Raw genomic sequence first — 16,337 nt, 5'->3', positions numbered from 1 at the left:
CGGACTTCGCTGTTCCGTGCTTTTCACCGTTCCGTTTCCGAGGAAGGACCACAATGACCATTCTCCACAGCGGGCGACCGGATCTCCCCGGTTTCGACCGCCACGGTGGCGTCTATTCAAACCCGGAGTGGTGTGCCTTCGTAGATTCGGATGACCCCACCATGGAGCCCGCGTATTTCTCGGATGCAGCCGGAACTTTTCTTATCGCCCACTACTGCCCCGCAGAACCTCCACCGCACTATCCCCGAGGTCTCGTTTTCGGTGGGCGGGGAGGATGTACCTCCCGTCTGCTCCTTGCAGACGGTACTTCGGCTGAGCGGATTGCGGACCTGATATCCGCTGCCGTCGACATGTTTCCAGACTCCCGGGGGGCCTGGTCCTGGCCATTCCTTCCGGGAGACGATTCCGGGAGGCTCATCCGGGCCTTGGGGATCAGTGCCTCCCAGCTTCGGCTCGCCGGCGCGGACTGCACGGTCCGTGTTGCCCCCGGCGGCGTCGAGGCACATATCGCCGATGCACTGCAGTCCCGCGAAAGACGGGAGGATGTACGTTCTGAGCTCACAGAGTTCGCCAAAGGACCTGTCCGAATATCCGCCACCCCCGGCACAGACCCGGCGTCCCCCTCTCCTGATGTCCTGGCGCCACTGTTCCACGCGGTGGAACGAGCACACGGGCACCCCATCACAGAACTCAGGGCGCTCGAACTGCTCCGGCGTCGGCATGAGTTCCTGGCAAGATCGACAACGGTGTTCACCGCGACCGACCCCGCCGGTACCGTTACGGGATTCAGTGTGCTACGTCACGTCGGAGATGAGGCGACCGTGGACATCGTGGGACTGGCAGATCCAACATACGATTCAGCGGCTGGTCCACTTTATTCACACCTCGCGTTCTGGGCACCGCTGGAGTGGTGCGCGACACAGGACAACAGAATTCACACGCTCCATCTCGGGATGCAGGCCTTCGAAGCGAAGACCAGACGCGGGGCGGCGATGCGCTCACTGTGGACCGTCACGGTACCCGCGGAAAACATCTGTTGATTCAGTGCAGTGCACGAGCTACCAGGATGTCGAGAAGCTCACTATAGGAGACCCCTGATGCGGCAAGAACCTGCGGATACATGGAGATCTGGGTGAATCCGGGCAACGTGTTCACCTCGTTGATCACTGGCCCGTCGGGGGTGGCGAAGAAATCGACCCGGGCGAGACCGTCCGCGTTCACTGCGCGGAACGCCGCGACGGCCATCCGGCGGATCTCCTCCGTCGTCGGCTCATCCAGTGGAGCCGGGATCTGCGGGGTGACCGCATCATCGAGGTACTTCGTGTCGAAGCCGTAGAAACCCTCGTCTCCTGATTCAGTCCCCTGTAGCTGTGCCGGAACGGAGGCAAACAGTTGGCCGTCCGGGTACTGCAGGACACCGACCTCGACCTCTGGGCCGGTGATCTGGGATTCGACGATGACCTTATCGTCCTCTGCGAATGCCGTGTCAAGGGCCGCCGCGAAGTCACCCCAGTCCGTCACCCTGGACACCCCGATCGATGAACCGCCCTGGGCGGGTTTCACGAACACAGGCAGCCCCAGCCTCGCCCGCTCATCGGGATCGAGCTCCCGGCGTTCTCGGAGGATGATCTCCGGTGCGACGACGAGACCCGACGCCGAAAGCAGCTTCTTCGTGTACTCCTTGTCCATGCAGCACGCTGACGCCAGAACGCCGCAGCCCACGTACGGTACCCCGGAGAGCTCGAACATCCCCTGGACGGTTCCATCCTCGCCGAACCGGCCGTGCAGTGCCGGGAAGATCACGTCCACCTCGGCGTGCACCTGTCCGGCACGCTCCCCGTCAAGGATCATCAGGCACCCCCGGGACTCCGGATCGAGGGAGAGCCGGAGACGTTCCCGCAACTGCACCTCCGGCAGGCTGCGCCCGGATATGGTGAGCACCCGAGGATCGGGTTCGCCGATCGTCCACACCCCCTCGCGGGTTATTCCGACCGGCACGATCTCGTAGCGTTCCGGATCGAGGTGGGACATGATCGCGCCGCCGGTCACGCATGACACGGAGTGCTCGGAGCTGCGGCCCCCGTAGACGACCGCGACGCGGATGCGGCGATCAGATCCGGGGTTGCCCCATGCTGGGGCGGTACTGGGTTCAACGGGTGAAGTCACGACCGTCATCGTACCGAGCGCCCTGCTCGGTGTCCTCTTCCGCCCTATTCCGCCTTCTTCGAACGTCCCATCAGCGCACGGATCATGGTGTCCACGTCCATTCCGCCGTGACACACCCCAACGACCGCCTGGGTGATCGGCATCTCGACGCCATGTTCGCGGGCGAGCTGCCAGACGGACTGGGACGATATGACACCCTCGGCGACCTGGCCGTGGGTTGCCCGGGCAGCATCCTCGAGGGAGTCACCTCTACCGAGGCATTTTCCGAAGGAGCGGTTCCTGGACAGTGGCGAGGAGCAGGTCGCGATGAGGTCACCGATGCCGGCGAGACCGGCGAAGGTCCGCGCATCCGCTCCGAGGGCCTCACCGAGCCTGGAGATCTCCGCGAGGCCCCGAGTCATCAGCGAGGCGAGGGAGTTCTCCCCCAATCCTTTCCCTGTCGCCATTCCGCAAGCCAGGGCGATGACGTTCTTGCACGCGCCGCCGATCTCACAACCGATGACGTCGTCGTTGGTGTACGGGCGGAAGTAGGGTGCAGCGAGTGCCGCCTGAACCACTTTCGCGCGCTTTTCGTCGGTGCACGCTATGACCGTCGCCGCAGGCTGTTCGAGGGCGATCTCGCGGGCGAGGTTCGGTCCCGAGAGAACGGCGATACGGTCCGGATCAACCCCGGCGACCTCGGCGATCACCTCCGTCATCCGGAGGTGCGTGCCCCGCTCGATACCCTTGGCCAGGCTCAGCAGGGTCGCTTTCTCCGGAATGAGTTCCCGCCATTCGGAAAGATTCTCCCGGAGCGTCTGGCTCGGGACCGCTAGCACAACGATGTCAGCGTCCTGCAGTGCCTTGGCAGGCTCGGACGTCGCCCAGATCTCCCTCGGCAGGACGAGCCCCGGGAGGTAATCGGTGTTCTCTCGGCTGATCTGGATGGTACGGGCGACCTCGCTGCGGCGGGCCCAGAGTGTGACGGCACTCCCGGCGTCCGCGAAGACCTTGGCGAGGGTGGTGCCCCAGGAACCGGCGCCCATGACTGCGACTCTGACCATGATCGTTCTCCTCGTCCTCGGTGTCCGGTGCGGCGAACCCCTCCGCCGACGGTTCCCAGAAAACCCTCACCCGATTCTAACGCGTACGATCCGGTCCCCCACCCTGGGGACATCCGGGAATCCTCAAGCGGCCGACCCGTGGTTTTGCGTTGCAGCAGGCATCTGACTTGACTCAGCTTCGCGTGACACCTTTCATATTGACCCGGTAACCAGTGGGAAAAGATTTCGCCGAAGCGAACTGTGTTCCCTAAGGCAATAACGGCTGTCTGTAATGTTAATCACGTTTGCTAGCATGTATTTTAGTTGTTTATTAGGCTCCGAAAAGTGAAGGGGCCAAGCCTCTCCAAACTCTGAACATCCCGGCCCGGTTTAAGGCTTATCCGGCCTGAGGATTAGATACGAAGACAAGTCGTGTAATCGGAGGAACCTTCAATGACACGTACTCTAGGATTAACTGTCTCACTCGCATTGCTTCTTTTGGGATCACCGACCGCCGTCGCTGACCAGCCAGAAGATTTGCAGGCACTGTCGAGAATCTCGCCAAAAACCAAGACCCATTTCCAACAGAACGGCCCCTTGGTGCACAGCGCCTTGAAGACAGGCTGAGCGCCATCGAACCCCTTTACACTGACCGGGAAGTGGCCGAGTTGACTGTTTTTGGCTTTGGCAGAGCGGCTGAAATGAATCCTGAGCTTGCCCGCTTGTTCCAGACGAATAATCCTCAACAGGTTCACCCTACTGAAGAGCAAGTTACGTTTGTTTACGACAAACTGCTCGAAAAAATCCCGGATTACCATGATGAAGTTTCGCTCAAACTGCAGAGCGGAGACCCCGTATCTTACGCAGCAAGCAATTGTGACCACTGCACAGGCTCTTCGTGAGATCGAGAGGGAATACAGCCACACATCAGGAGAGAACCAATATACACCGTACGGCTGGCATGATACTCACGCCTATGTTGAACTCAATGGTACTGCTGTTTTAAATGCTGCGGTATATGCAAATATGGCTGTAGCGACTGAGGTAGCCTTCGTTCTTTACATTGTACCCGGAGCTGTCAGTTATCAGTTCCCCATGATGGCGAATACGCTGGACGGCAACCTCTTCATTGCTCAACTTTGTGAACAATTCAGAAAGTGATATCAGGTCGCAGATGACTAAGAAAATCTCATTTTTTTCTCGCATTTGCTGTTTTTCTGGCGTTTAATATAGCAGGCTTATTTGCAGGTATACCCACTAACGCTGCAGCTTCACGGCAACAGGACAGTCTGCACTGGTTTTTGTACACCTTCGCTCCGCAAAACTGGGCATACTTTACCAAAGATCCCGAATCATCGGAACTGATTGTTGTCGACGGTGATTCTCTCCAAAGCCTGATGCGAACCCCTCAAAACCGTCCGTCAAATTATTTTGGCATATCTCGGAATCAACGCGCTCAAGGCCCTGAGATTGCTAAGCTTGTCTCACAGATACCAGACGACAAATGGAGGGACTGCGTCGATAGTTTCTCGTCATGCCTCAAAGATGCGCAAAAAATAACTCCTGAAGAAATTAGGAACACCTCATCACTGCAAACAATATGCAGAGACGTGATAATCACCTTGAGTCATATCACCCCTTGGTCTTATCGATCACTAACTACAGATGAATACAGGATCGAAAAGGCCGCAAAGGTACGAGTGATATGTGATGACTGATCAAAATGTGCCAATAATCAAAGAAGAATCACCGGCAAAACTCAACGCTATAATTGGATCTGCGAATATTCAATCTAAGTTCATTTCAATTGGCAGAGCAATCATCGCTGTCGCACAATTGAGCTTCATTCTCTTCACCTCGCAAGAGGCGCGATTTGCGGAGGTTGGTCCGCAACCGTTCGGACCGCGATGTCAAAGTTGGAATCAGGCCGGTCTGTACTGCGTGGTTGGTAAGGAGCATTTTACCCTGGCTGACGTGGCGATTGCGTTTGGGCTGATCCTGGTTATAAGCGGTTTCTACCCGCGTTGGACCGGAATCCTACATCTCTACATTACCTACACAATATCGACTGCAGTCACTCTTCCAGACGGCGGAGAATCTGTAGCGCTTATTTTTGTTGGCCTTCTTGCGGTTGTGAGCTTGAGTGATAACAGGCGTAATTGCTACCTCACAAACCTTGATGTCGATCGTATTCCGGAACCTTTACAGGGAGTCAGTCAGGCCGCGATCATTTTTGGGCGAGTTCAGTTGTGTTATCTTTACGCTGATGCTGCGATTGCCAAGCTCGGCGTTGCCGATTGGGCAAATGGAACCGCTCTCTACTATATCGAGAAGAATGCTTTATTTGGTGATTGGTTCCAGGTTCTCGAGAGATCTGAAATTTTCGAGCATGGCTGGCTTTTAGCAGCGGCTACATGGATGCCCATAGCACTGGAATTGTTGATTGCGATTAATGTTATCGGCACCGCTAATATGCGGCGATTTGCATTCACCTTAGTTGTTATCCTGCACGGCGGTATTATATTTAATATGGGTCTTGTTAGTTTTTCCCTTATTATGATTGGCTGCTGCCTAACCATAATTACACCGCCTAATCGCTACACATATATTTCTGTTCTCTCCACATCAACAGATTCCGCTGACGTGGATGATTTCGTGGCGGTCAAGGCCGACATTCGTCCGCACCGTTTCGTCTCCCTTTTCAGATTCCACCAGGCGTTTACTCGTCCTGTGGTGTGCTGCGGGGGGGTGTCCACACAAGGCCGTTGGGGAGGTGATCTCGCTCTTGTGAAGATCGGTGAACCAGTAGAAGTACGGATGCGCTACAAGCTGACGAACAAGCTACTGAGCCACAGTCCAGAGGTAGTGGTCCACGATAGGAGAGATATGATCTCCGCCCGCCTGGGCCTGCTGAACGGGTCTCCATTCAAAGTTGAGGTCATCTCTGGTGGTGGCTCGGATCCTGGGTAGTTTTCAACCTACCGATTGCCTGGCGGGAGACCACTGCAGCAAACGCTTCGCCGCTTGGTTGAGCCCGGAAATCTTATTCTCGCGTCCAAGGAAGAGGGGCTGAAGTCGCCATTCGAACAGTCGTGGGGACGGAAACATCCTCTCGATCATTTAGTCTTGCCGTGTCGCTCAAGATAACTGCTTTCGTCGGTGTCCTCCCGGTAGATAGAGGCCCATAAGCTTGAGTGACCCCGGCACTACGTTGGATGTAAATGTATCTGCTGTCCCATCTACTACGTATAGTAGGTGGGACTTTTATTTCTTTACTGACCCAGATGCACACGAAAAGAGCCCGGACACAGTAAACGGTGTGGGCCGAGCGGGTTTACTGGGGCTTTCTCGTTGCAAGAGGGGATCGCCTGTGGTGATGATCTACCGGGTGGTTTCTGCCTTTCTACGTGCCGTTTTCTTCCAGTAAACGTGGTTACATCACCCCGGTTTCGCCCACACGACACTCCGGGATGGACAATGATGAGGACAGCACCCGTAAAACCAGCCAAGGAGAGTGGAAGCCAGATGGCAAAGAAATCGAGCGAGTCCGACAAGGACCGCAGTAATGCGCTGAATGTGACAGGGCGTTATCAGTCTATCCCGGCTCATCCCGCCGATGAGTTCCGCCGTTGCACACTCGCCTCCGGAGCTGTGCTGTGGCGCGGCGAGTTCACCGATCCGGAGAGCGTCGAGGTAGCGGTCATCCACCGTCCGCGCTACGACGACTGGTCGTTGGCCAAGGGAAAGGTTGATCCGGGCGAGTCCCTGCCTCAGACCGCCGCCCGCGAGATCGTTGAGGAAACCGGTTACGAGGTCCGGTTGGGGAAACTCCTCGGCCGAGTGACCTACCCGGTCGCCGACCGAACCAAGGTCGTTTACTACTTCACCGCGAAGGTCACCGGTGGGGAATTCACCACCAACGATGAGGTCGATGAGGTCCGCTGGCTGCCGATAACGCAGGCCCGCGGCCTGCTGAGCTACGACGTCGACCGGCAGGTCCTGGACAAGGCGGCCAAGCGGCTGGCGGTCCCGGTGGACACCCGTCTTCTTCTGGTTCGGCACGCACACGCCTTCGCGCGCCGCACCTGGTCCGGCAACGATGACGTCCGCCCACTGGACAAGAAGGGCCGCCGCCAGGCGACTGCTCTGACGGAGTTACTCGCCCCCTACCGGCCCGACCGCATCTACTCGGCTAAACCTGACCGCTGCGTCGCCACGGCAGAGCCCCTCGCCGCGCACCTCGGCCTCGACATCGAGTCCGATGTGCTGCTGGGCGATGAGGGGTGGATCACCGCGATGAAGGAGTCGAAGAAACGCTTCCGGGAGGTCATCTCCGGTGGTGGAACCCCGGTGGTGATTTCCCAGGGACTCACGATTCCTGATGTCGTCGCGTGGCTGTCCGCCGAGGGGCGACTGCCCTTGCATGAACCGGAGGCGAAGAAGGCCTCGGTGTGGGTTCTCACCTTCACCACCGACGGCGAGCTCACCGGGGCGGACTACCTCGTGAGTCCCCTGCCCTTAAAATAGGGCGTACATTTCCCGCCGCGGGGCAGCTGATTGGCCACCATCGGCAGCTCCCCGCTACACAGTTCGCAAGGAGACCCCATGGATATCGGCCTCAAGATCAAACAGTCACTCGCCTCGTATTTTGGGGTGCTCCATCCCGGGATCGATCGTCCGACGCGACTGACCGGAACGACACTGGCAGCTATCGTGTTCTTCGTCGCCAGCACCCTCTACGGCGTCTGGATCTCCACCCCGGAGCAGCATCGCGTCGAGGTGATCCAGTGTATCGTCATCGTCGTTCTGATCGTTGGCATCCATCGCTTCGCGCAGGCAATGGACGACGACGATTTCACGTACCTCTGAGCGGCGGGTCCGCAGTGCACCCCCAGGTCACGCCCGGCGGGTCACCGGTTTGAACGCCGGCCGCGCGGCTTCGAAGCGGCTGATCGCGGGTTCGTCCCGCAAGGTCAACCCGATGTCGTCCAGGCCTTCAAGTAGCCGCCAGCGGGTGTAGTCGTCGACGGAGAAAGGCAGGACGTGGGATCCGGCGGTCACGGTGCGTTCGACGAGATCCACGGTGAGTTCCATGCCTGGATCGGCGTCCATCAGTTTCCACAGGAGATCGATGTCGGTCTGTTCCATCTGTGCGGCGAGCAGCCCGGATTTACCAGCATTGCCACGGAAGATGTCGGCGAACCTGGATGAGAACACGACCCGGAACCCGTAGTCGATGAGCGCCCACACGGCGTGTTCTCGTGAGGAACCGGTCCCGAAGTCGGAGCCCGCGACGAGAATCGATCCGTTGCGGAACGCATCGTGGTTGAGCACGAACTCGGGGTCTTTCCGCCAGCCTTCGAACAGCGCATCCTCGAATCCGGTGCGGGTGACGCGTTTAAGATAGACGGCGGGCAGGATCTGGTCCGTGTCTACGTTTGAACGTTTCAGTGGAACTCCGACACCTGTAAATTCAGTGAACTTCTCCATTTTCTCTCCTGCGGCGCTCAGGCACTCGCGAGTGCGGGCACGGGCTCGAGGTCGGACGGCGCGGCAAGATGCCCCGACACGGCGGTAGCTGCGGCGACCTGCGGGGATACGAGGTGAGTTCGCCCACCAGGCCCCTGTCTGCCTTCAAAGTTCCGGTTCGATGTCGACGCCGCCCGTTCGCCTGGCTGGAGTTTATCCGGGTTCATCGCCAGGCACATGGAACAGCCGGGTTGGCGCCAGTCGGCTCCCGCAGCGCGGATAATCGCGTCAAGTCCCTCAGCCTCGGCCTGCGCCCGCACCGCGGCGGAACCGGGGACGACGAGCATGCGTACCCCGTCGGCGATGCGACGACCGTTGAGAACTGCAGCGACCGCACGCATGTCCTCGATCCGGCCGTTGGTGCACGAGCCGACGAACACAGTGTCGACGGAGATCTCGCGCAGCGGGGTCCCCGGAACAAGATCCATGTAGGTTAGGGCTTTCTCAGCCGCTGCGCGGTCCGTCTCGTCGGTGAAATCCTCCGGGTACGGAATAGACCCATCGAGAGGTAGCCCCTGGCCGGGGTTGGTACCCCAGGTGACGTAGGGGGTCAACGCAGAGCCGTCGATCTCGATGACGGTGTCAAACTCAGCTCCCTCGTCGGTGCGAAGGCTACGCCAGTAGTCGACAGCAGCGTCCCAGTCCGCTCCCGTCGGTGCGTGTCGACGCCCACGAAGGTAGTCGAAGGTGACCTCGTCAGGGGCGATCATGCCCGCCCGTGCACCAGCTTCGATAGACATGTTGCACACGGTCATACGTGCTTCCATCGAGAGTTTCTCGATGGCCTCACCCCGGTATTCAATGATGTGCCCTTGTCCGCCACCTGTTCCGATCTGGGCAATGATAGCGAGAATTAGGTCCTTGGCAGTGACATCGTCCCGGAGCGTTCCCGAGACGTTGACGGCCATGGTTTTGAATGGACGGAGCGACAGCGTCTGGGTGGCCATGACATGCTCAACCTCGGAGGTACCGATGCCGAAGGCAATCGCCCCGAACGCCCCGTGGGTCGCGGTATGACTGTCCCCGCAGACAACGGTCATACCGGGCTGTGTCAAACCCAGTTGTGGACCCGCGACGTGAACGATCCCCTGTTCTCTAGTCCCCATGGGAAAAATGGGGACACCGAACTCCTCACAGTTTTTCCGCAGGGTGTCGACCTGGGTACGGGAGATGAGATCCGCGATCTCGATGACCGCACCAGTCGTAATACCTGCGGTAGGCACGTTGTGGTCTTCGGTCGCGAGCGTGAGGTCCGGTCGACGAAGCCTACGCCCAGCAATCCGCAGTCCGTCGAACGCCTGCGGAGACGTCACCTCGTGTAGGAGGTGCAGATCGATGTACACCAGATCTGGATCATCACCGTCCCCTTTCGCCACGATGTGATCCGACCAGACCTTCTCCGCGAGGGTGCGTGGGCCGACTACCGTAACAGCGGTGGCAGCGACATCATTCGGGCCGGTCATGTCGGAGAACCTCCGTGCGTGAAAAACTGTGGGTGGCGCGGAAAGCTCCAACACTTCCCCTCGCCTTCCCACAACATGGGATGTTAGTATCAGAATATGGGACAGTATAACGCACCGGACAGTGCCGAAGGAAGCGGGATCAAGGTCCTCGACCGCGCAGTCCTGATCCTCAGCACTGTCGCCGAACACCCTCGATCACTGGCGGAACTCTGCGAATCGACAGGTCTCCCCAGGGCCACAGCACATCGGCTCGCCACAGCCCTCGAGGTCCACAACATGCTGACCCGCACCACCGACGGCAAATGGTCCATCGGGCGAACACTCACCACGCTCGGCGCACATGCCTCCGATAAGCTCATCGATGCCGCCCGTCCCGTAATGAGCGGCCTCATGGAGACCACCGGAGAATCTGTCCAACTTTACCGGCTCACCGGCACCACCCGAACCTGTATTGCCTCGCTCGAGCCCCCGTCCGGACTCCAGAACACGGTCCCGGTGGGCTCCAGAATGCCGCTCACGGCCGGTTCTGCAGCCCGTGTCTTCATGGCCTACGCCTCCCCGCAACTCCGCGGAATCATCCTCCCCGAGGCCGCGTTTACCACCGATGACCTCGAACGCGTGCGTCGCCTGGGATACGCGGAGTCAGTCAGTGAACGTGAGGCGGGGCTCGCTTCTCTCAGCGCACCAGTATTCGAAGACGCCGCAATGGTCGCGGCCTTGTCCGTCTCAGGACCTGCGGAACGCCTCCGCCCACACCCAGGACAAAAATGGGGCATGGAGCTCAGTCGGGCAGCACGCGACTTGTCGGCAATGCTGTAGATACCGATCATCCAAACACAACCGCTGCCAAGGACCCCCACCCTGATAGGTTCCTCCGCAGATTAACCATGCCGCTCCCTGCATCCACTATCACCCTCATGAGGAAAACAGAGCGCAAAAACACACCGTCAATAACCAAACCATCGGAACTCTCCTCACCTGGGTCCGCACCGGAGAAATATCCATCCCAGAGATTAAACGGCCATTCGTCTGACCAACCACAAAGTTCGTGATCTACTCGACTCACTCTATAAAGGCTATCCCATCGGTTACATCATCACATGACACAACCCCGATGTAGGCGCCAAAGACGGGAAAATTTCCGCCGACCGTAAGGTTATCATCGACGGTCGGCAACGAATAACGGATCTTACCGCCGCCATTGTCGGACACCCGGTAGTAAAGAAAGATTACAGTGAAACTCAAATCCGAATCTCATTCAATCCACTGACCGGATAGTTTGCGACACACACTCCAGCTATCGCAAAAAACAAAGAGTGAATCGAAAATATATCAACAATTCTGTCAGAAAAATCGAGAATATTTTCCCCTGCCGAGATTATCTAAGACGAAACCCACATGCCGATGAATACTTGACACAGGAGAATATCGAATATCTGCGCGATATAAAAATAGTCCGGTAGGTGTTGTCGAGCTAGAGGGAGAACTCGACATTGAAACCGTTACCGAAATATTTATCCAAATAAACTCCAAAGTCATGGTGCTCGGACCGGTAGATTTTGTGATGTCCAAAATCGCCCCCTACGGACAGTTCGTAGCCATGCTCCGAAAGCTAATAGATTACTTCTTCCACCTCTCTGAGAACCTAAACTTTTACTGCACCATCGTAGCTAATGATAAAGAATTCACCGACAGTGTCTACTTGTCAAAAATAGAGTGGCCCAGGCACGAAAATGACCAATTATACATTCCGTCATATGCAGATATAACCAGGGTTGCTTTTATGAAAGAGTTCGAACGAGGAAAGGTAACTGAACCGGCAAACCTCCTCTCCGGAAGAAACTTTGAGACACGAAGTATCGAAAAGGACATCGAAGAGAGTCATTCAAAAAGCTTGAACATGGAATTTTGAGCTTCGTCAACGAACACAACTTCAAACAGTTCTTGATGATAATCCGCTCAACAGGATTCATCACTCCATCGATGATTACATCAAAGACTGCGCTAAATTTTTCATACACATGAAATCTCATCCTCCGAGACTCCGATGTGGAGATGAACAAGATTCAACCCATCATTTGACGATGGTTCGTCTCAAGTCTCCTGACCGGACGCTATACCAACTCTCCAGAAACCACCATGAACGCCGATCTACGCACCATTGCACAGCGGGGTACAGAAACGGTGTTGGACGGAATCGAAAAGGCACAGTTATCCAACGCATTCTGGAATGTCGGAATACTCCAGAGAATGGAGAAAACATTGGTCCAGAACCCGATTCTCAAAACATTCTGGGCCGCCCAGGTAAGAAATGGCGACAAAAGATTTTTATCCTCAGACACCGACATACGTAGCATACTGGAGCAGCGCGGCGACATTCACCACATCTTCCCGAGAAACTACCTAAAAAACAGGGATTCTCCGATCAGAATATCAAGCAGATAGCAAATTACGTCTACACAGAAACCTGGGTGAATATACGCATCAATGACGCCTCACCGCAAGAGTACTTCGGAGAAATAAAGAAACAGATACGTGAAGGAAAACCCATACACGGAGCGATTATTGACCATAATAAGATTATCGAAAATCTCTGCCAAAACTATATTCCGAAATCAGTACTTGACATGGATGCCAACAGCTACGCAAAATTTCTCATTTTCCGCCACACACTGATAGCACAAAAACTACGCACCTACTACGAAGCACTCTATCTAGCACCTGGGCCAACAACCATCAATCAGTAATTCTGGATTCCGGCTCGGGAAGATCAAAAAAGAAGTGGCAGAGACCCTTTACGGATCTCTGCCACTTTTTGTACCCCGTACGGGATTTGAACCCGTGTTACCGCCGTGAGAGGGCGGCGTCCTAGGCCCCTAGACGAACGGGGCGTGCCTCGTGGACCCACCCTACTCTATGCGACCAGACCAGATGAACCAAATCGCCTGTACAAGACTAATTTTGACATCCCCAAACACCGTCCCGCCACCAAAACCCCGGGGCAGACATCAAGACCTTTACACAACCTCAACCAAAATGCTAAATTATGTTTACGATTATTTTAGGGTAGACTAATTTAAGGAGACAGATGACTAGCTCCCCCCACCTTTACCCACATCAGGATATTCTCGAGGTCAGGGAACTCCGCTGCTTACGGGGCGAGAATGAGGTTCTCCAGAACGTTGACCTGACGATCCCCTCCGGAGGTATCCTCGCTGTTCTCGGTGCGAACGGCGCCGGCAAGACTACGTTGATCAACGTCCTGAGCACACTCATTCCGTTCTCTTCCGGCTCAGTGAAAGTGGCCGGCCACGATCTCGCGACCGACAGCGCCGGAGTGCGAGAAGCCATATCACTCACGGGCCAGTTCGCCGCTGTCGACCATGAGCTCACCGGGATGGAGAACCTGATCTTCTTCGGACGCCTCGCGGGGCTGTCCAGGAAATCAGCGCATGATCGCGCGGTAGAGTTGCTCGACGAATTCAACCTGAGTGACGCCGCGAACAAGCGCCTGTCCGATTATTCGGGAGGGATGCGTCGCCGCCTCGACATCGCCGCGTCACTCGTCGTACCACCAGCGCTTCTGTTCCTCGACGAACCATCAACGGGACTCGACCCGGAATCTCGGGAGGCACTGTGGACACAGATTCTCGATCTCCGTGATCACGGGATGTCGATTCTATTGACAACCCAATATCTGGAGGAGGCAGATCGTCTGGCGGACCGGGTCGCGTTACTCAAGGGGGGCCGGATCGTCGCCGTCGACACCCCACACAATCTCAAATCGGAGTACGGACGCCACCGGTGTTCCGTTGCCTTCCCCGACCACAGCTCAGCAGCCACCGCAGGACAACTGTTGATCGCCCGGGGTTACACCGATGAGGACAACGATCTCGTGGTGAATGACACCGTCGTCAAACTTCTTGTGAGCGGGGGTTTCACTGAACTCAATCCGCTGCTCCAAGCGATTGATTCCGCAGGACTCACCATCACGGACGTGGGAATGACTCCCCCATCGTTGGATGACGTCTACTTCGCACTGGCCCGTTCGGGCACTGCGCCGTCCCGCGGGACAGACAGGAGCAACCGATGAATACCATCACCGCCCTATGGGCCAGAGGGGTCGTGCGCATCTTCCGAAACCGTGCGGCGGTGATCTCAGCGACATTCATACCCGGTATCTTTCTCGTGTGCTTCTACAGCGTGTTTTCTGATGCCACCGCTATCTTCGGGATCGACTACGCGACTTTCCTCTTTCCGGCGGCGGTGATGCAGGTGATCATCTTCACTGCCGGTGGCTCCGCGCTTGAGGTGGCACTCGACCATGAAAACGGAATCCACGCACGACTGGCGACGATGTCGATCCACCCAAGCCAGATCGTCACCGGAAGACTCTTGGCCGACACCACCCGAGCGATCATCTCCGGTGGCATCGTCACCGCTGTCGCGGCGTTTCTGGGCGCGGGCGTGGATGACGGAGTGTGGCGGATCGGCGTAGTGTTCCTCATTTTCCTCTTGCTCACGCTCGCTTTCTGCGCCGGATTCTGCGGGCTGAGTCTGCTCGGGCGCAAACCGACGTCCACAGCGCTGCTGATCCAGTCACTGGTCATGCCATTCATTATCTTCTCCACGGCATTCATCCCGGCGGAAGCGCTTTCCTCCAGTGTCCGACCCTTCATCACTCACATGCCACTATCTCCGATCCTCGATAGTGTCCGCGTAATCATGACCGGTTCCGACCTTGATCGCGGGACGACCATCGAGGCGGCTGTCTGGCTGGTCGTCCTCGCGATTCTCGCGATCATCGGTTTCTCTGCGGCTTTCTCCAAGGAGCGTAAGTGACCATGACGACCATTTCCCCCATCTTCGCGCATGTCCATCGTCTTTCCCTCGGCTGGCGCCGAACACCATCCGCTGTCGTTGGCACTCTCTGCGTGCCGGTTTTCATGATGCTTATCACTCGGGCCATGTTCGGGGACCTCATCCGCGCTGTCAGCCCTGACAACGAACTCGACCTCCTCCCATTGACGATCATGATGATCTTTGCCGTGGAGTTCATGTTGACGATCTCCACCTCCGCAGAGATGATCCGAGAGAAACGGCTCGGATTGGCAGCCCGATTCGCCACCACCCCATCCGGGACCCGAGCCTTCATGACCGGAAGCCTGGTTTTCAGCACCTGCCGGATGATCGTCGGCGGTCTCCTTGTGGTCGTGGTCGGATTACTCTGCGGACTGCGGATCCACACCACCGAAGCCTGGTTGTGGCTCGCCCTCTTCATCGTGTTTTGCGGCCTTGCAGCGGGATCTCTGTCAGCACTGATCGGTTCAGCATTCACGACACCGGAATCGGCGATGGCGGTTGCCCCGATAATCATGATCCTGCAGTTCTTCAACGAGGGTCTCATGCCCGCAGACAGATTCGTCGAGGTCGTCCGCCCTCTAGCGGTGAACTCACCCGTCAGTCACGCCGTCCGCACAGCTACCGGACTGAATGATGGAACGGGTGTCGGTGATTCCCTGTTGTTCTGCCTCATCTGGTTCAGTGGTGCTCTCATTCTGTTCGCGTGGGGGGCGCTCCGGGTCTCCCGAAAGAATTGCTAACGCTGTTCCATTCCCCACCTGGATGTGCATTCTGCGGTCCCCCGACGAAGTTTCCGTTGCTACCCTCGGTGCCATGTCCGCATACCCTTTCTCCCATTTCCTCTGGATCACGTTCATCTTCGCGGTCGTCCCCTCGGCCGTGTGGGGCGGGATTCTCGCGATTCTCGCATGGCGGTTCCCCGATGACCGTTCCGCATCCGGAGCTGGTCTCTGGATGACGGGCCTCCTTGGATTCTTCTCCGGGATCTTTGCGGCCGTCGGCTGGTTGAGCTGGTCGGCGGACGACCACGGAGACTTCACGGCGCCCGGGTTCCCGCCACCGACCAACTTCCCCTCCTGGCAGATCGCGGCCTGCGCCCTCACGGTCGGTGTTCTCTGGTTTTTGGCTGCCCGATTGTCCGCGTGGCGAAAGCTCGGCGGGTTCAGCACCGCGATCGGGGTGACCGCGGGGCTGGTCACCGCGTTCTGCATCGCGGCCGCGACGGACACCACGGGCCAATCGGGGGTCGGTGCCGTGTTCCTCGGCGCCGGCGCCAGTGTCTCGCTGACGTTCT

The 16,337-nt window shown here is 57.5% G+C and carries 17 protein-coding genes and 1 tRNA gene; 13 read left to right on the top strand and 5 right to left on the bottom strand.

Going from position 1 to position 16,337, the window contains the following annotated elements:
- Positions 1 to 53: 53 nt before the first annotated feature.
- Positions 54 to 1,040: a hypothetical protein gene (locus QWU43_RS06185; RefSeq protein WP_370917393.1), complete on the top strand. Its 987-nt coding sequence runs from the start codon at positions 54 to 56 to the stop codon at positions 1,038 to 1,040.
- A gap of 1 nt (position 1,041) precedes the next feature.
- On the opposite strand, the gene QWU43_RS06180 is transcribed toward QWU43_RS06185, so the two are convergent.
- Together QWU43_RS06180 and QWU43_RS06175 are read right to left on the bottom strand one after the other, a co-directional pair.
- On the bottom strand, positions 1,042 to 2,166 hold the full coding sequence (locus QWU43_RS06180; RefSeq protein WP_370917392.1) for a D-alanine--D-alanine ligase family protein: 1,125 nt from the start codon (positions 2,164 to 2,166) through the stop codon (positions 1,042 to 1,044).
- A 44-nt stretch (positions 2,167 to 2,210) separates the two neighbouring features.
- Positions 2,211 to 3,209, bottom strand: coding sequence for an NAD(P)H-dependent glycerol-3-phosphate dehydrogenase (locus tag QWU43_RS06175; RefSeq protein ID WP_370917391.1), 999 nt, complete (start codon positions 3,207 to 3,209; stop codon positions 2,211 to 2,213).
- Between the two features lie 638 nt (positions 3,210 to 3,847).
- On the opposite strand from QWU43_RS06175, the gene QWU43_RS06170 reads away from it, so the two are divergent.
- From QWU43_RS06170 to QWU43_RS06145, 6 genes are all read left to right on the top strand, one after another.
- The gene (locus tag QWU43_RS06170; RefSeq protein WP_370917390.1) at positions 3,848 to 4,090 is read left to right on the top strand and encodes a hypothetical protein; all 243 of its coding nucleotides are present in this window, start codon (positions 3,848 to 3,850) and stop codon (positions 4,088 to 4,090) included.
- Entirely contained in the window at positions 4,065 to 4,349 is a 285-nt protein-coding gene (locus QWU43_RS06165; protein ID WP_370914981.1) for a hypothetical protein, read from the top strand. The genes QWU43_RS06170 and QWU43_RS06165 overlap by 26 nt, the downstream gene beginning before the upstream one ends.
- 56 nt (positions 4,350 to 4,405) lie before the next feature.
- Complete coding sequence (locus QWU43_RS06160) at positions 4,406 to 4,906, top strand: SdpA family antimicrobial peptide system protein (RefSeq protein WP_370917418.1); 501 nt, start codon at positions 4,406 to 4,408, stop codon at positions 4,904 to 4,906.
- Positions 4,899 to 6,158 carry a sporulation-delaying protein SdpB family protein gene (locus QWU43_RS06155; protein ID WP_370917389.1) on the top strand — a complete coding sequence of 420 codons (1,260 nt, stop codon included), beginning with the start codon at positions 4,899 to 4,901 and terminating at the stop codon, positions 6,156 to 6,158. The genes QWU43_RS06160 and QWU43_RS06155 overlap by 8 nt, the downstream gene beginning before the upstream one ends.
- Positions 6,159 to 6,713: 555 nt before the next feature.
- Positions 6,714 to 7,715: an NUDIX domain-containing protein gene (locus QWU43_RS06150; RefSeq protein WP_370917388.1), complete on the top strand. Its 1,002-nt coding sequence runs from the start codon at positions 6,714 to 6,716 to the stop codon at positions 7,713 to 7,715.
- A 78-nt stretch (positions 7,716 to 7,793) separates the two neighbouring features.
- Positions 7,794 to 8,057, top strand: coding sequence for a hypothetical protein (locus tag QWU43_RS06145; protein WP_370914985.1), 264 nt, complete (start codon positions 7,794 to 7,796; stop codon positions 8,055 to 8,057).
- A gap of 27 nt (positions 8,058 to 8,084) precedes the next feature.
- Here QWU43_RS06145 and leuD read toward each other — a convergent pair whose 3' ends face one another.
- On the bottom strand, positions 8,085 to 8,678 hold the full coding sequence (gene leuD, locus QWU43_RS06140; protein WP_370914986.1) for a 3-isopropylmalate dehydratase small subunit: 594 nt from the start codon (positions 8,676 to 8,678) through the stop codon (positions 8,085 to 8,087).
- Between the two features lie 17 nt (positions 8,679 to 8,695).
- Complete coding sequence (gene leuC / locus QWU43_RS06135) at positions 8,696 to 10,180, bottom strand: 3-isopropylmalate dehydratase large subunit (protein WP_370914987.1); 1,485 nt, start codon at positions 10,178 to 10,180, stop codon at positions 8,696 to 8,698.
- 96 nt (positions 10,181 to 10,276) lie between these two features.
- Here leuC and QWU43_RS06130 point away from each other — a divergent pair, with 96 nt between their 5' ends.
- The 3 genes from QWU43_RS06130 to QWU43_RS06120 all read left to right on the top strand — a co-directional run bounded on the left by QWU43_RS06130 (position 10,277) and on the right by QWU43_RS06120 (position 12,927).
- Entirely contained in the window at positions 10,277 to 10,999 is a 723-nt protein-coding gene (locus tag QWU43_RS06130) for an IclR family transcriptional regulator (RefSeq protein WP_370914988.1), read from the top strand.
- Between the two features lie 718 nt (positions 11,000 to 11,717).
- Positions 11,718 to 12,092: a hypothetical protein gene (locus tag QWU43_RS06125; protein ID WP_370917387.1), complete on the top strand. Its 375-nt coding sequence runs from the start codon at positions 11,718 to 11,720 to the stop codon at positions 12,090 to 12,092.
- Between the two features lie 559 nt (positions 12,093 to 12,651).
- Positions 12,652 to 12,927, top strand: coding sequence for a hypothetical protein (locus tag QWU43_RS06120; protein WP_370914991.1), 276 nt, complete (start codon positions 12,652 to 12,654; stop codon positions 12,925 to 12,927).
- A gap of 71 nt (positions 12,928 to 12,998) precedes the next feature.
- Here the strand turns inward: QWU43_RS06120 and QWU43_RS06115 are convergent.
- Positions 12,999 to 13,071, bottom strand: a tRNA-Glu gene (locus tag QWU43_RS06115).
- Positions 13,072 to 13,268: 197 nt separating this feature from the next.
- On the opposite strand from QWU43_RS06115, the gene QWU43_RS06110 reads away from it, so the two are divergent.
- Genes QWU43_RS06110 through QWU43_RS06100 form a run of 3 tightly spaced genes read left to right on the top strand, consistent with a single transcriptional unit; the run spans position 13,269 to position 15,783 of the window.
- The gene (locus QWU43_RS06110) at positions 13,269 to 14,273 is read left to right on the top strand and encodes an ATP-binding cassette domain-containing protein (RefSeq protein ID WP_370914992.1); all 1,005 of its coding nucleotides are present in this window, start codon (positions 13,269 to 13,271) and stop codon (positions 14,271 to 14,273) included.
- Positions 14,270 to 15,022, top strand: coding sequence for an ABC transporter permease (locus QWU43_RS06105; RefSeq protein ID WP_370917386.1), 753 nt, complete (start codon positions 14,270 to 14,272; stop codon positions 15,020 to 15,022). The genes QWU43_RS06110 and QWU43_RS06105 overlap by 4 nt, the downstream gene beginning before the upstream one ends.
- A 2-nt stretch (positions 15,023 to 15,024) precedes the next feature.
- Positions 15,025 to 15,783 carry an ABC transporter permease gene (locus QWU43_RS06100; protein WP_370914994.1) on the top strand — a complete coding sequence of 253 codons (759 nt, stop codon included), beginning with the start codon at positions 15,025 to 15,027 and terminating at the stop codon, positions 15,781 to 15,783.
- The last annotated feature ends 554 nt before the right edge of the window (positions 15,784 to 16,337 follow it).

It is taken from the genome of Corynebacterium sp. CCM 9204, from assembly GCF_041357695.1.
In the GTDB taxonomy this organism is placed as follows: Bacteria; Actinomycetota; Actinomycetes; order Mycobacteriales; family Mycobacteriaceae; genus Corynebacterium.
The sequence above is the reverse complement of the archived record's forward strand: the minus strand, read 5'-3'. Positions and strand labels throughout refer to the sequence as shown.